This window comes from Streptomyces sp. NPDC045846 (assembly GCF_056431605.1).
Map to the genome: position 1 here is coordinate 12732 of NZ_JBWKKJ010000001.1, position 14938 is coordinate 27669.

The following is a 14938-nucleotide window of genomic DNA, read 5'->3' on the forward strand; positions in this document are numbered from 1 at the left end:
CGGTCCCTGTGTATGCCCCGGTCGGCGGCGTTAGCTTCGCCTGATGGCCGGATCCCCGCAGACCTACCGCAAGGTGCTCGCCCTGACGGGGCCCCTGCTGCCCGTGCTCTCCTTCCTCGGACGGCTGCCGACCGCCATGTGCCAGCTGGGCAGTGTGCTCCTGGTCGCCGAGACCAGTGGCAGCCTGGCGACCGCCGGGCTCGCCGGAGGCGCGCTCGCCGCCGGGCAGACGGTGGCGGGCCCGCTCCTGGGGCGCGCGGCCGACCGCCACGGGCAGCGCACCGTGGTGCTCGCGGCGGCGCTCGTCAATGCCGTCGCCGTGACCGGACTGGTGCTGGCCGCGCTCTCCCGTCTCGCGACCGGCCAGCTGATCCTGCTCGGCGCCCTGGCCGGGGCGAGCGTGCCGCAGATCGGCCCGCTCGCCCGGAGCCGGACCGTGGCGCTCGCGCACCGGGCATGCGCCGACGAGCGGACCGTGGCCGGCGCGCTCTCCTTCGAAGGCACCCTGGACGAGGTGTCGTTCGTCCTGGGCCCGGCCCTGGTGGGCCTCGCGGCGACGCTCGCCCACCCGGCCGCCGCCCTCCTGACGGCAGCGGCCCTGCTCGCCGTCTGCGGCACCGGCTTCGCGCTCCATCCGACGGCCCGTCAGGTGACCGCCGCCCGGCGGTCCGGTGCGGGGCGCACCCGGCTGCCCGGAGCGGTGTACGCCCTGCGGGCCACGATGGTGCTCCAGGGCGCGATGTTCGGCGCCTCGCAGGCGGGCATCACGGCGCTGACCGAGGAGCTCGGCCGGCCTTCGCAGACCGGACTGGTGTACGCCGCCATGGGGGTGATGAGCGCGGCCGCCGGGCTCGCCATGGTCGCGGTGCCGGAGCGGCTCGCGCTGCCGGTGCGCTGGCGGATCGCCACCACGGCGCTGGTCGTGCTCTGCGTACCGCTGCTGTTCGTGCACACGCTGACGGGTCTGTACGCGACCGTGACCGTTCTCGGCGTGGCGTACGCGCCGCACCTGATCACGGTGTTCGGGCTGACCGAGCGCCTGGTGCCGGTGGGCCGGCTCGCCGAGTCGATGGCCTTTCTCACCAGCGGTGTCGTCGGCGGTCAGGCGCTGGCGCTCGCGCTGTCCGGACGGCTCGCGCAGGACCACGGGGCGGTCGCCGCGTTCGCCGTGATGGCGGGGGCCGGGGCGTTGTGCGCGGTGTTCTCCTGGTCCGTGCGCGGGCTCGGCGCACGGCGGGCGCAGGCGGCCACCGCCGACGCCGTTCCCCACGGCGTCGCGGCGGCCCCGGCAACCCCGGTCGACAGCGGACCGGACGGTGGTCGCGTTCATGGCCCCACTGTGCCGGAGCCCACTGACAATCGAACTCCGGCACAGGTCAGAGCCGTTGAGGGGCCCTGAAGGTCACGCTAGGCGGGGCGCCGCAGCACCGTCAGGCTCCGCCCGATCAGCACCACCCGCTCACCCGCGGCCACCTTGGGACCGTCGCCCGGCGGCACGCCCTCGGGCCGCGCGGTGTCGACGACCACCTGCCACTGCCGGCCGTGGTTGACCGGCACCACGAAGTCGATCTCCTCCGCGCTGGCGTTGAACATCAGCAGGAACGAGTCGTCACCGATCCGCTCGCCGCGCGGCCCCGGCTCGGAGATCGCGTTGCCGTTGAGGAACACCGACAGCGCCTTCGCGTTGGCCGACTGCCAGTCCCGGTCCGCCATCTCCTCGCCCTCGGGGGTGAACCAGGCGATGTCGGAGAGCTCGTCGTGGGTGCCCTGTACGGGGCGGCCGTGGAAGAAGCGCCTGCGCCGGAAGACCGGATGGTCCCGGCGCAGCCCCACCATGGCCCGGGTGAACGCCAGCAGCGTGCCGTCGGCGTCGTCACCGGGGTCCGGCCAGTGCACCCACGACAGCTCCGTGTCCTGGCAGTACGCGTTGTTGTTGCCGCCCTGGGTGCGGGCGAACTCGTCGCCGTGGCTGAGCATGGGCACGCCCTGCGACAGCATCAGGGTGGCGACGAAGTTCCGCATCTGCCGGGCGCGCAGCTCCGTCACCTCACCGTCGTCGGTGGGGCCCTCGACGCCGCAGTTCCAGGAGCGGTTGTGGCTCTCGCCGTCCCGGTTGCCCTCGCCGTTGGCGTCGTTGTGCTTGTCGTTGTACGAGACGAGGTCGTTGAGGGTGAAGCCGTCGTGGCAGGTGTGGAAGTTGATGGAGGCCAACGGCCGCCTCCCGTCGTCCTGGTAGAGGTCGGACGAGCCGGTGAGGCGCCCGGCGAACTCGGCCAGCGTGCGCGGCTCGCCGCGCCACAAGTCCCGTACGGTGTCGCGGTACTTGCCGTTCCACTCGGTCCACAGCGGCGGGAAGTTGCCCACCTGGTAGCCGCCCTCGCCCACGTCCCACGGCTCCGCGATCAGCTTGACCTGGCTGACCACCGGATCCTGCTGGACCAGGTCGAAGAACGAGGAGAGCCGGTCCACCTCGTGGAACTGGCGGGCCAGCGTCGCCGCGAGGTCGAAGCGGAAGCCGTCCACGTGCATCTCGGTCACCCAGTAGCGCAGCGAGTCCATGATCAGCTGGAGGACGTGCGGGGACCGCATGAGGAGGCTGTTGCCGGTGCCGGTGGTGTCCTCGTAGTAGCGCGGGTCCTCGGCGAGCCGGTAGTACTGCGCGTTGTCCAGGCCGCGGAAGGAGAGGGTCGGGCCGAGGTGGTTGCCCTCGGCCGTGTGGTTGTAGACGACGTCGAGGATGACCTCGATGCCGGCCTCGTGCAGCGCCCGGACCGCCTGCTTGAACTCCAGGACCTGCTGGCCCCGGTCGCCCCAGGAGGCGTAGGCGTTGTGCGGGGCGAAGAACCCGATGGTGTTGTAGCCCCAGTAGTTCGACATCCCGGCGTCCGCGAGCCGGTGGTCGTTGACGAACTGGTGCACCGGCATCAACTCGAGCGCCGTGACGCCCAGTTGCGTCAGGTGATCGATGACGGCCGGGTGGGCGAGGGCCGCGTAGGTGCCGCGCTGGTCCTCGGGGAGCTCCGGATGGAGCATCGTCAGGCCCTTGACATGGGCCTCGTAGAAGACGGTGTGGTGGTAGTCGGTCCGCGGCGGCCGGTCGTCTCCCCAGTCGAAGAACGGGTTGACCACCACCGAGGCCATCGTGTGCGGCGCCGAGTCCAGGTCGTTGCGGCTGTCGGGGCGCCCGAAGTGGTAGCCGTAGACCGCCTCGTTCCATTCGACGCTGCCGCTTATGGCACGTGCGTACGGGTCGAGCAGCAGCTTCGCCGAGTTGCAGCGATGCCCCTGCTGCGGCTCGTACGGTCCGTGCACCCGGAAGCCGTAGCGCTGGCCCGGCAGGACGCCGGGCAGATAGGCGTGGCGCACGAACGCGTCGGACTCGCGCAGTTCGACGGCGGTCTCCGAGCCGTCGTCGTGCAGCAGACACAACTCGATCCGACGGGCGGCCTCGGAGAAGACCGCGAAATTGGTCCCGGCGCCGTCGTACGTGGCGCCGAGTGGGTAAGCCTGTCCCGGCCATACCTGCATGGGCAAGACTCTTCCACTTCCGCTCGGGGTGCTGAGGGGCTGTTCGGCCAGATCCTCCCTGAAAAGACGACGGTCACCCAGGACGTGCGCGTGCGCCAATGGGTGACCCCGGTCCGCTCGGCTCGGCGCAAGCGCTATGAATCCGCTCACCCCGTCAGATAGTGCCCATCAGAACAGGCCGTATCCTCTGGCGAGTTGGGAAACTCGACTCGGCATCGGGCTGCAGGGCCTCCGGCTCCCGGAGTACCCTTCCTTGATCGTTGAAGGCTGTGCGGGGCGGGTCGGGCCCGCAGGGGTTTGCCGGGGGGCGGAAGGCGGTGCGCGGGTGAGCTCGGGAGGTCTTGAGCTGCCCCCTGGTGACACGGGTCATGAGGGGGAGTCCGGCGACATCCCGCCCGGGGCGGTCTCCCTCGCGCGTCCGATGGAGATCGGGGCGGAGCTGGACTGGGGCGCGGACGCCTGGAGCGAGGTGCGTACGCGAGCCCAGCGGGCCGGGCGCGCCTACATCTGGCTGAACCTGGTGGAGCAGCGGCTGCGCGCCGTGGTGGCTGCCGTGCTCCGGCCGATCTACGAGCCGGTCCACGGCGACGACTGGGTGGTCGCGGCGGCCGGACCGGCGGGCCAGGAGTGGGTGCAGCGCGCCGTCGCGGTGCGCGAGGTCTCGCGCCGCAAGGGCTATCTGCTGGACCCCGCCGACGACAACGTGCTCAGTTTCCTCACGCTCCCGCAGCTGCGCGAGCTGATGGTGCAGCACTGGCCCTGCTTCGAGCCGTACGTGGACGACCGGCGCGACGTCGAACTCGCCCTGGACGAGCTGGAGGTGGCGCGCAACGTCGTCTCCCGCAACCGGGCGCTGAACGAGGCCGTGCTCGCCCAGGCGGAGCGGGCCTCGGCGCGGCTCCTGGACGTGCTCGGCGGTGCGGGCGGAGCTCCCGGCGCGCACCGCCTGCCCATCGACGCGGTGGAGGACCTGGTCGGCGACCGGTACGCCGACGTCGTCTCCGTGCACTCCGACCGGGTACGCCTCCAGCGCCAGCTGCCCGCCGAGGACCTCTTCGGCGGCGCCCGCCGGCTGGACGCGATAGGCATCGGGCTCAACCTGCTGGTGCAGAACTACTCGGGCCGCCGACTGGTGCGGCTGGCCGAGTCGGGCTGCCGCGTGCGGCTGCTCTTCCTCAACCCGGCGAGCAGCGCGGTCAAGCGCCGCGAGCGTGAACTCGGCCTGAAGAAGGGCGAGTTGAGCCGTTCCGTGGAGATGAACATTCTGCACATGCGGCGGGTGCGGGCCCGGCTGCGCGATCCGGGGGCCTTCGAGATCCAGGTCTTCGACGAGACGCCGCGCTTCACCGCCTACCTCGTGGACGGAGACGGCGCGGACGGCGTCGCGGTCGTGCAGTCCTATCTGCGGCGGGCGCGGGGGATGGAGGCGCCGGTGCTGGTGCTGCGCGGGGGCGGGCGGCGGGGCGTGGTGCGGCCGGGGCAGGACGTGGAGCACGGGCTCTTCGAGACGTACCGCGAGGAGTTCGAGTCCGTGTGGGCGGATTCGCGCCCTGTGTCCTGAATTGTGGTGAGACTTCCCCGGTGCATTCCGGCCGCCCGGCCGATTGTCAGTGCCGCGTGCGAGGGTGGTCGTCAACTGGGGGAAAGCACCACGAAGGAGGGGCAGCATGAGCTGGCACCTGGAGCCGCTGGTCGGCTTCGACCTGGAGACGACCGGCACCGAGCCGCGCGAGGCGCGCATCGTGACGGCCGCGATCGTCGAACTGCGGGGCGCCGACGTGGTGGGGCGGCGCGGCTGGCTCGCGGATCCGGGGATACGGATCCCGGCGCAGGCCTCCGCGGTCCACGGGATCAGCACCGAACGGGCGTCGGCGGAGGGCAGGCCCGCCGCCGAGGTGGCCGACGAGGTCGCCGACGCGCTGACCGGGCACTGGCGCCGGGGCGTGCCCGTGGTGGCCTACAACGCGGCCTTCGACCTGACGCTGCTCGCCGCCGAACTGCGGCGGCACCATCTGCCCTCGCTGACCGACCGGCTCGACGGGGCGCCCATAGGCCCCGTCGTCGATCCGTACACGATCGACCGCTCCGTCGACCGCTACCGCAAGGGCAGGCGCACCCTCGAAGCGGTGTGCGCCGAGTACGGAGTGGTCCTGGAGGCGGCGCACGACGCGGGCTCCGACGCGCTGGCGGCGGCCCGGGTGGCCGTGGCGATAGCCGAGCGCCACCCCCAGGTGGCGCGGCTCGCCCCCGGAGAGCTGCATGACCGTCAGATCCACTGGTACGCCGAGTGGGCGGCCGACTTCCAGCAGTTCCTGCGCAAGAAGGGCACGGCCGACGCGGTCGTCGACGGCTCCTGGCCGCTGCGCGAACTGGCCCCGGCCCAGGGCTGAGACCAGAGCCGGGGACGGGGCGCGCTCGGCGGGCGGCTCAGAACGGATACCAGCGGACCTCGGGGTCCTCGTCACGCAGTGAGGCCACACGGCGGCGGAATTCGTCGAGCGCCTTCGGGTTGGTGGGGGCGTGCTGGGCGACCCAGGCGCAGCTGGCCGTCTCCCGCGCACCCCGCAGCACCGCGCAGCCGTCCCACTCGCGTACGTCCCAGCCATAGGCGGTGACGAACGCGTCGTACTGCTCGGCGGGCAGGCCGTACCGGTCGCGGGACAGCGCCATGACGACCAGGTCGTGTTCGCGGAAGTCGGCGGAGAAGGTCTCCAGGTCGACCAGGACCGGCCCTTCGGGACCGATGTGCACATTGCGGGGGAGGGCGTCGCCATGGATGGGGCCGAGCGGCAGACGGGGGGTGAGCGCCGCGGCCGCGGCCGCGAAGCCGTCCCTGCGGGCCCGCAGATACGCGGCGTCGGCCGGGTCGATCGCGTCACCGGCCAGACGCAGCCAGCGCTCGACACCGCCGAGGAGTTCGCGGCGGGGCAGCGGGAAGGCGGGCTCCGCCAGGGCGTGGACGCGTCGCAGGAGTGCGGCCAGGTCGGCCGGGGTGGCCGGGCGTTCGGCGGCGGGCAGCCGGTGCCACACGGTCACCGGGTGCCCCTCGACCAGCCGCGGCTCGGGCTCGGCGGCCCGGACCGCGGGGATGCCGGCCTCGGCGAGCCAGTGGGCGATGGCCAGTTCCCGCTCGGCGCGATCGAGGAGCTCGGGATGGGCGGTGGCATCGCGGCCGACCTTGACGACCAGCGCGGCCGCCGGGGTGTGCGCGGCGCCGGGCAGTGCGAAGACCGCGTTCTCGCCCAGGGCCAGCAGCTCGGCCTCGGCGGCTCCGGCGAGACCGCCGGGGTCGCTCAGTGCCGCCGCGGCCAGCAGTTCGCGCGCCCGTGCCTCGTCCATGCTCGTCTCCCGGTGCTCGTCCCGTACCGGCCAAGTCTCGCATTCACGCAGGTTGCCTGGACGACCGAGCTCCAGGAGGACATCCCGCGCGGAGCGCACTCCCCGGCTGCGCCTGCTTCGCGCAGTCCGCGCAGTCCGCGCGGCAGCCGGAAGGGGAGGACGGGCAACGAGAATCCGGCGCGCCGTCAGCTGTCGGGGTGACGGCGCGCCGGGTTCTGAACCGGGGGCGGCTCCTTGAGTCCGCCCGCGGGAGGCGGCCGGGTCCGTCGGACCCGTACCGCTCCCTCCGGGTGCCCCGGCCCGTCCCCCGAACGGGCCGGGGCGGTCTGGGTCGGCGCGGCGTGCGCCGGGTCCTCGTGGGTGAGGTCCGGCAGCAGGCGCAGCCGCGTCGGGAAGCACCAGTCGCGGTCGCCGAGCAGGACCATCGCCGCCGGGAGCAGGGCGCAGCGCATCGGGTTCCCGGGCGGCGACGCCGCGCACCTTCGTGACCCCACGCTCCATGTCCCGCTTCCCCCTGGTGGTGGTCGACGGCCGGGTGCCGTCGTCCACCCTTCGACGCTAGGGGCGCGATCCGGCCGCCTCGTCCTGCTCCCAGGTGAACTCGTGGGGCTCCGGCTCATCCCCGCGGTGTGGCGGCATCCCCACCGAGGAGTACCGAAGCCCCTTACACGTAAAGGGAGTTGGAGCAGCCTCAAGGTCGGCGGGTTCACACAGAGTGTCCACCGGCCCTTCACGGGGCCCGAGTTGTTCCCTGCCGACCGGTTTCTGATTACAGAAGCTTGTTGAGTAAGTCACAGCTGAATGAAGGCCTTGATCTGCGCGCGTCAATCGGCAAGGGTTTCGAACCAGCCCCGGAAAGTTTCCCTCCGGTAGGCAAACCCCCCACAAATAGTGACGAGGAGACCCCTCTTCATGGCATCTCACAAGCGTGCGAGCAAGAAGATCAAGCTCACCGCAGCCATAACCGCCGTCGTGGCGGCGGCCGGAGTGACCGCGCTGAACTCCCCGTTCGCCGGAGCCGCCCCCGCCGAAGGCACGGTCTACGGACTGAACGCCCAGGACGCGGTCGACGGAAGCTACATCGTCCTCCTCGACAAGTCGGCGACGGCCGACTCCAAGCGCAAGCTCGCCGAGGAATACGGAGGCACGCTGCGGCGCGACTACTCCTCCTCCCTCAACGGCTTCTCCGCGAGCGGGCTTTCGCAGACCGAGGCCAAGCGTCTCGCCGCCGACCCCTCCGTCGGCAAGGTCGTACAGAACAAGAAGTTCCACATCAACGCGGAGCAGGCGAACCCGCCGTCGTGGGGCCTGGACCGGATCGACCAGGCCGACACCAAGGGCGACGGCAAGTACACCTACCCGGACAGCGCCGGGGACGGCGTCACCGCGTACGTGATCGACACCGGAGTCCGCATCTCCCACAAGGACTTCGGCGGGCGGGCCTCCTACGGCTTCAACGCGGTCGACAACAACGACAAGGCCGACGACGGCAACGGCCACGGCACGCACGTCGCGGGCACCATCGCGGGAACCGAGCACGGCGTGGCCAAGAAGGCGAAGATCGTCGCGGTGCGGGTCCTCGACAACCAGGGCTCCGGCAGCACCGAGCAGGTCGTCGCGGGCATCGACTGGGTCACCAAGAACCACAAGGGTCCTTCGGTCGCCAACCTCAGCCTCGGCGGCACCGCCGACCCGGCGCTCGACGAGGCCGTCCAGAAGGCGATCGCCTCAGGTGTCACCTTCGGCGTGGCGGCCGGAAACGAGTCCGCCGACGCGGGCAACGGCTCGCCGTCGCGCGTCAAGGAGGCGATCACCGTCGCCTCCTCCACCAAGGACGACCAGCAGTCCAGCTTCTCCAACTTCGGCTCCGTGGTGGACCTTTACGCCCCCGGCTCGGACATCACCTCCGACTGGAACACCAGCGACACCGCCACCAACACCATCTCCGGTACGTCCATGGCGACCCCGCACGTCGTCGGCGCGGCCGCGGTCTACCTCGCCGGGCACAAGGACGCCAGCCCGGCCCAGGTCTCCGACGCCCTCACCAAGGGCGCCACGGCGGACAAGATCTCCAACGCGAGCCCGGGCACCCCGAACAAGCTGCTGAAGATCGTCGAGTAGACGGCGCCCGGCAGCGCTGAACGGCGGCCCCCGCGCCCGTCCCCCACGGGGCGCGGGGGCCGCCCTAGGGTGGGTCCATGACGACGACGTACGCCGCTCTGCTGCGCGGCATCAATGTGGGCGGGAACCGGCGAGTTCCCATGGCGGAGCTCCGAAGAATCCTGGGCGAGCTGGGCCACGATGCCGTGAAGACGTACCTCAACAGCGGGAACGCCGTCTTCACCGCCGCCTCCGACGACCCGGACGCGCTCGCCGCCGACCTGGAGGCCGCCCTTGAGAAGCACTTCGGCTTCCACGTCGACTGCATGGTGCGCGGCGGCCCCTATCTGCGGTCCGTCCTCGACGCCTGCCCCTTCCCGGCCGGCGAGCTGGAGGGCAAGCAGCTGCACGCGACGTTCTTCGCGGGCCCGACGGTCACCGCCGACCGCTTCGCCTCCATCGACCAGGCCGCCTTCCTCCCCGAGGAGTTCCGCCTGGGTGACCAGGTGCTCTATCTGTACGCGCCCCAGGGCCTCGGGAGGTCGCCGCTCGCCGCCGCTCTGTCGCGGCCCGGTCTGCTCAAGGGGGTCGACGCGACCTCCCGCAACTGGAACACCGTCAAGGCGCTGGTTCAGCTGACGGAGGCGGGAGCCTGAGCCGGGGCATCATGCTTCGACTGCGGCCAGCTCCTCCAACTCGGCCTGGCGCAGATGGATGTGGGCCGCGTCCAGGTTCTCGTCCAGATGATCGAGGGAGCCGGTGCCGGGGGTCGGGCACAGGACGGGGGAGCGGTGCAGCAGCCAGGCCAGGGCGATCTGCCCCCTGGTCGCGCGGTGCCGGCCCGCGATGCGGTCGAGCGCGGCGGCCGCGTCGCCGGTGAGGGCGCCGTTGGCCAGCGGGAACCAGGGCAGAAACGCCAGGCCGTGTGCCTCGCACAGGGCCAGGACCGCCTCCGACTCCCGGTCCAGGAGGTTGAAGCGGTTCTGCACCGAGGCGATGGGGGTCAGCCGCAGGGCCTGTTCCACCTGTTCGGCGGAGACGGTGTCCAGGCCGATGTGCCGGATCTTGCCCTCCCGCCTCAACTCGTCGAGCGCGCCCAGCTGTTCGGCCAGCGGCACCTCGGGGTCGAGCCGGTGCAGCTGGTACAGGTCGATCGTCTCCACCCGCAGCCGGCGCAGGCTCGCCTCGCACATCGCCCGCAGCTGCTCGGGCCGCCCCGCGATGTGCCAGGCGCTGTCACTGGTCCGTACGACACCGCCCTTGGTCGCGACCACCACCTCGGCGGGGTAGGGGTGGAGGGCCTCCGCGACGAGCTCTTCGGCCAGGCCGGGACCGTAGTTGTCGGCGGTGTCGATCAGCGTGACGCCGCGCTCGACCGCCCGGCGCAGCACCGCGAGGGCGTGGGCCCGATCGCCCCGGGGCCCCCAGTAGCCGGGGCCCGTGAGCTGAGCGGTGCCGAAGCCGAGCCGGCGCAGGGGGCGGTTCCCGCCGAGCGCAAAGGTCTCAGAGGTCATGGCGGGACCGTATCGGACCCCGGTGGGCCCCGGCCCGCGCGCCCCTTCGCGATCACGGGCGCATGGCTGCGGCGTGCCGGGAGCCGGGAGCCCGACCGTCATCAAATGGCCCAGTGAATGTAGGGGGCAATGGCCCATGGCCGAGGGCCATTGCCGGGCTAGGGTCGAGCCATGACCAACACGACGACGGACACCACGACCACCACCACGACGGACGCCCCGCAGCGCACCACCGTCGACTTCTACTTCGACCCGGCCTGCCCCTTCGCCTGGATCACCTCCCGCTGGATGCTGGAGGTCGAGAAGCACCGCGACATCGACCTGAGATTCCGGCCGATGAGCCTGTACCTGCACAACATCGGCAACGAACTGCCGGACTGGTACCGGGACTTGGTGGACCGCTCGATCGGACCCGTCCGGGTCGCTGTCGCGGTCGCGGCGGCCGCGGCGGACGGCGACCTCGTGCTGCGGGACCTGTACACCGCCTTCGGCACCCGCATCCACCAGGACAAGAACAAGGACTTCGACGAGGTGATCGCCCAGTCCCTCGAAGAGCTCGGCCTGCCCGCCTCGTTCGCCGCCGCGGCGCACGACCCGGCGTACGACGAGGCCGTGCGCCGCAGCCACGACGCGGGCAAGGACCCGGCCGAGGACGGCTACGTCGGCACCCCGACGATGCACCTGGACGGCAAGGTCTACTTCGGGCCGGTGCTCAGCTCGATTCCGCGCGGCGAGGAGGCCGGGCGGCTCTTCGACAGCGTGCGCACCATCGCGGCGTACCCGGACTTCTTCGAGCTCAAGCGGACCCGGACGGGATCGCTCAACTTCGACTGAGGCCGTCGGCGGGGGGACTGCTGTCGCGTTTTTTCAATACGGGCCGAGCGGCGCGACGGGACGCTGTTCCCATGAAGAGCGAACACCGTGCCATGACCGAATGCGCAGCCGAGGCCGCCCGCATCGCGCGCGGCGTCACCCCCGACCGGCTCGCCGGGCCCACTCCCTGCGCGGAGTGGGACGTGCGGGCGCTGGTCAACCACTGGGTCCTGTACACCTCGCACGGCCTGGAGCACCGCGCCCTGCGCAAGCCGCTGCCGGACGAGCTCGGCGCGCGCGACTTCACCGCCGACGCCGACTGGGCGGAGCGGTACGCCGCCCAGCTCGACCGGGCCGTGGCCGCCTGGGCCGATCCGGCGGTGTGGGAGGGCGACGTCGATCTGGGCGGGGCGGCGCTGCCCGCCCGGCAGATCGCTTCGATGATCGTCAAGGAGATGGTGGTGCACGGCTGGGACGTCGCGCGCGCCACCGGACAGCAGGTGCGGCTCTCCGAGGAGTCGGCCGCCTTCGTCCTGAAGGTCGTCGAGGACAACGCCGAGCTCTACCGCCAGTACCAGGGCTTCGCCGACCCGGTCGCCCCGCCCGCCGGCGCCGACACCCTGGAGCGGGCCCTGTCCGCCTCGGGCCGCGATCCGCACTGGGCCGCCTGAGCTCCGCCGGGCCCAGGGTTCGTGGATGTCGGCGCGGTCTGAAGGCGTCCGCCCCCTTCGGCCAGCTCATTGATCCGATGACTAAGAGAAGATGGGGAGAATTCGAGGACGGTTCTGGGCGATGTGTTGACCGTGCCGCATCAATGCTCCTACCTTTCCAGTGGCTCAAGGGGTCGATCCCGTGAGCCCCTTGGGAGGGAACATGCCCGCATCCCGGAGCGCGCCGCGGACGGCGCCCCGAAGAGCCGCCCCGATCGTCACGCTCGCCGCCGCCCTGGCCCTGGGGGTCCCGGGCCTCGTGCCCCCGGCCACGGCGCACACGCACGCGGCATCCGCCGACGTATACGTGTCCCCCTCCGGGAGCGACTCCTTCGACGGCACCGCCCAGCACCCCGTGAGCACCCTGCCGCGCGCCCGCGACCTGGCACGCGGCAGGGTGGCGCACCAGAGCGCCGACCTCACCGTCCACCTGGCCGCCGGAACGTACCGCATGGACAAGCCGCTCCAGCTCGACGCCCGCGACTCGGGCCAGGGCGGGCACCGCGTCGTCTGGCAGGGTGCGGGCGCCGGGACCACGGTGATCAGCGGCGGCCGCAAGGTCGAGGGCTGGCAGCCGGTGCCGGGCCGCCCCGGTCTCTGGTCCGCCCCGGCACCCCAAGGCCTCACCGACACCCGGCAGTTGTACGTCGACGGAGTGCGCGGCCAGCGGGCCAGGGGTGAGGTGCCGGTCGGTCTCACCCTCACACCCACCGGCTACACCGCGAGCTCCGACGCCATCGCGCACTGGCGCCACCCCGGCGACGCCGAGTTCGTGTACACCGGCGGGGAAGCGCTCTGGAACGTCGAGCGCAACGGCCTCGGCCAGTGGACCGAACCCCGCTGCCGGATCGCCGCCGCCCAGGGCACCACGATCACCATGGCCCAGCCGTGCTGGGACAACTCCACCAGGCGCGTCGAGTTCCCCGACCGGCCCGGACGCACGGTGAGCATGGTCGGCCCCGGCAGACTCACCAACAACGGCAAGGCGTCCTACGTGGAGAACGCCTTCGAACTCCTCGACCAGCCGGGCGAGTGGTACCTCGACCGTTCCGCCCACACCGTGTACTACCTGCCCCGCCCGGGCGAGGACCCCAGGAGCGCGGACATCGAGGCGGCCTCGGCCGAGAAGCTGGTCGACGGACGCGGCACCGCGAAGGCGCCGCTGCACGACGTCGCCTTCCAGGGGCTCCAGTTCAGCTACGCGACCTGGCTGACGCCCTCCGGGCCCGAGGGCTTCTCCGAGATCCAGGCCGGCTACACCATCACCGGCGCCAAGGGCTGGGCGACCCAGGGGCTGTGCGGTTTCACCCCGGGCGGCACCTGTCCCTTCGCCTCCTGGACGAAGATGCCGGGCAACGTGTCCTTCTCGTACGCGCGGGGCATCGACATCAGCGACAGCACCTTCGCGCACCTGGGCGCCGCCGGGCTCGAACTCGGTGCCGGTACCGCCGACTCCACCGTGCGGACCAGCGTGTTCACCGACATCTCCGGCAACGGCCTGGAGATCGGCGGAGTGGATGGACAGCCCACCGCCTCCGGAGTCGAGGTGACGAACAATCACCTTTACGCGCTGCCACGGGAGTTCCACGGCGGCGTAGGCATCCTCAATGGCTACACGCAGCACACCACGATCGCGCACAACCAGCTCGACCACCTGGGCTACAGCGCGATCTCCATGGGCTGGGGCGGCTGGCCCGACAAGATCGGCTCGCCCGCGACCCCCAACCCCAGCCACGACAACGCGGTGCGCGACAACCTGGTCTTCGACCACATGCAGCTCCTCGACGACGGCGGGGGCGTCTACACCCAGGGCCTGACCGGCACGTCGATGGCCGACGGCGAGAAGGTCACCGGCAACGTCATCCACGACCAGTGGGGCCTCGGCAAGAGCGTCTACACCGACAACGGCTGCACCTACGAGACCGTCCAGGGCAACGTCCTGTACGGCGCCGCGTACGCCAACGTCGCCAGCCGCCACACCGACTACCGCGACAAGCTGGGCAACAACGACCCCACGCTCGTCAAGGACAACTGGTGGGAGGAGGGCACCGCAGACGGCGACAGCAAGGGCCTGGTGACCACGGGCAACCACATCATGTCCTCGCTCGCCGACGTGCCGCCGGACGTCCTCGCCGGTGCCGGGATCGAGCCCGCCCAGCGCTCCGTCCTCGACCGCGTGACCCAGGCGATCTCGGTGCCCGAGGCCCCCGCGCGCGTGGGCACGAGCACCGGGGGCGCCGACGCGCTGTACGTCATCTTCAACCCGGGCTCCGCGGACGGCGGCTCCCCGGTGACCGGCTACACCGCGCACGCGCTGCGGCCCGACGGGACGCAGGCCGCGACCGCGAGCGTCACGGCGACGGACTTCGAACGACAGGCGTACGTACGTCTCGGCCAACTCCCCGCCTCCGAGGGGCCGTTCACCGTGACCGTCACCGCGCGCAACGCCCACGGCGAGAGCGCGCCGTCACTCGCCTCGGCGCCCCTCGCGCCCACCGGGGCCGTCGCGCTGCCCGGTGCGCCCACGGGCGCCAAGGTGCGGGCGGGGTCGCATGCCGTCACCGTCGCCTGGACCCCGCCCGCCGCGACGGGTGACGCCAAGGTCATCGGCTACCGGATCACCGTCTCCGACGGACGGGTCATCGAGGTCGCGGGCCGGGACGTGCTCGTGACGCAACCGTCAGGGAAGGGGATGTTCCGGGTGGTGGGAGGCCTGGTGCCGGGGCAGGCATACACGTTCTCGATCGCGGCCGTCACAGCGGCGGGTGCGGGCCCATCGACGACCGCCCCCCGCCCCTTCCCGATGTCCCAGAGTCCTAGTTCTGGGGTGGACGAGAAGTGGTGACGTCTTTTCAGGTCCAGTAGGGCTCGCCTGTTCAGGTCCTGTAAAGGCTCGGCTGCTGTGGTGGAGGAATTCCCCGTCGCTTTGAAGAG

General features: G+C 71.7%; 12 protein-coding genes. 8 read left to right on the forward strand and 4 right to left on the reverse strand.

Going from position 1 to position 14938, the window contains the following annotated elements; translation table 11 throughout:
• Window positions 1–43: 43 nt before the first annotated feature.
• Window positions 44–1399, forward strand: a complete 1356-nt coding sequence (locus AC07F3_RS00065; protein WP_479108845.1) for an MFS transporter — start codon at window positions 44–46, stop codon at window positions 1397–1399.
• An 8-nt stretch (window positions 1400–1407) separates the two neighbouring features.
• On the opposite strand, the gene glgX is transcribed toward AC07F3_RS00065, so the two are convergent.
• Window positions 1408–3528 (reverse strand): glycogen debranching protein GlgX, encoded by a 2121-nt coding sequence (gene glgX / locus AC07F3_RS00070; RefSeq protein ID WP_479108846.1) that lies wholly within the window; start codon window positions 3526–3528, stop codon window positions 1408–1410.
• Between the two features lie 325 nt (window positions 3529–3853).
• On the opposite strand from glgX, the gene AC07F3_RS00075 reads away from it, so the two are divergent.
• On the forward strand, window positions 3854–5089 hold the full coding sequence (locus tag AC07F3_RS00075) for an SAV2148 family HEPN domain-containing protein (RefSeq protein ID WP_479108848.1): 1236 nt from the start codon (window positions 3854–3856) through the stop codon (window positions 5087–5089).
• A 106-nt stretch (window positions 5090–5195) separates the two neighbouring features.
• Window positions 5196–5918, forward strand: a complete 723-nt coding sequence (locus AC07F3_RS00080) for an exonuclease domain-containing protein (protein WP_479108849.1) — start codon at window positions 5196–5198, stop codon at window positions 5916–5918.
• Window positions 5919–5955: 37 nt separating this feature from the next.
• On the opposite strand, the gene AC07F3_RS00085 is transcribed toward AC07F3_RS00080, so the two are convergent.
• Both AC07F3_RS00085 and AC07F3_RS00090 read right to left on the reverse strand, forming a co-directional pair.
• A complete protein-coding gene (locus AC07F3_RS00085; protein ID WP_479108851.1) occupies window positions 5956–6867 on the reverse strand; it encodes a phosphotransferase enzyme family protein in 912 nt (303 codons plus the stop codon).
• Window positions 6868–7052: 185 nt separating this feature from the next.
• Window positions 7053–7361, reverse strand: a complete 309-nt coding sequence (locus AC07F3_RS00090; protein ID WP_479108853.1) for a hypothetical protein — start codon at window positions 7359–7361, stop codon at window positions 7053–7055.
• A 418-nt stretch (window positions 7362–7779) separates the two neighbouring features.
• Here AC07F3_RS00090 and AC07F3_RS00095 point away from each other — a divergent pair, with 418 nt between their 5' ends.
• Window positions 7780–8988, forward strand: coding sequence for a S8 family peptidase (locus tag AC07F3_RS00095; protein ID WP_479108855.1), 1209 nt, complete (start codon window positions 7780–7782; stop codon window positions 8986–8988).
• 77 nt (window positions 8989–9065) lie between these two features.
• Complete coding sequence (locus AC07F3_RS00100) at window positions 9066–9623, forward strand: DUF1697 domain-containing protein (protein WP_479108857.1); 558 nt, start codon at window positions 9066–9068, stop codon at window positions 9621–9623.
• A gap of 9 nt (window positions 9624–9632) precedes the next feature.
• On the opposite strand, the gene AC07F3_RS00105 is transcribed toward AC07F3_RS00100, so the two are convergent.
• Window positions 9633–10481: an aldo/keto reductase gene (locus AC07F3_RS00105; RefSeq protein ID WP_479108859.1), complete on the reverse strand. Its 849-nt coding sequence runs from the start codon at window positions 10479–10481 to the stop codon at window positions 9633–9635.
• A gap of 171 nt (window positions 10482–10652) precedes the next feature.
• Here AC07F3_RS00105 and AC07F3_RS00110 point away from each other — a divergent pair, with 171 nt between their 5' ends.
• The 3 genes from AC07F3_RS00110 to AC07F3_RS00120 all read left to right on the forward strand — a co-directional run bounded on the left by AC07F3_RS00110 (window position 10653) and on the right by AC07F3_RS00120 (window position 14849).
• Complete coding sequence (locus AC07F3_RS00110; RefSeq protein WP_479108861.1) at window positions 10653–11315, forward strand: mycothiol-dependent nitroreductase Rv2466c family protein; 663 nt, start codon at window positions 10653–10655, stop codon at window positions 11313–11315.
• A gap of 71 nt (window positions 11316–11386) precedes the next feature.
• On the forward strand, window positions 11387–11965 hold the full coding sequence (locus tag AC07F3_RS00115; RefSeq protein ID WP_479108863.1) for a TIGR03086 family metal-binding protein: 579 nt from the start codon (window positions 11387–11389) through the stop codon (window positions 11963–11965).
• A gap of 202 nt (window positions 11966–12167) precedes the next feature.
• Window positions 12168–14849: a fibronectin type III domain-containing protein gene (locus tag AC07F3_RS00120; RefSeq protein WP_479108865.1), complete on the forward strand. Its 2682-nt coding sequence runs from the start codon at window positions 12168–12170 to the stop codon at window positions 14847–14849.
• The last annotated feature ends 89 nt before the right edge of the window (window positions 14850–14938 follow it).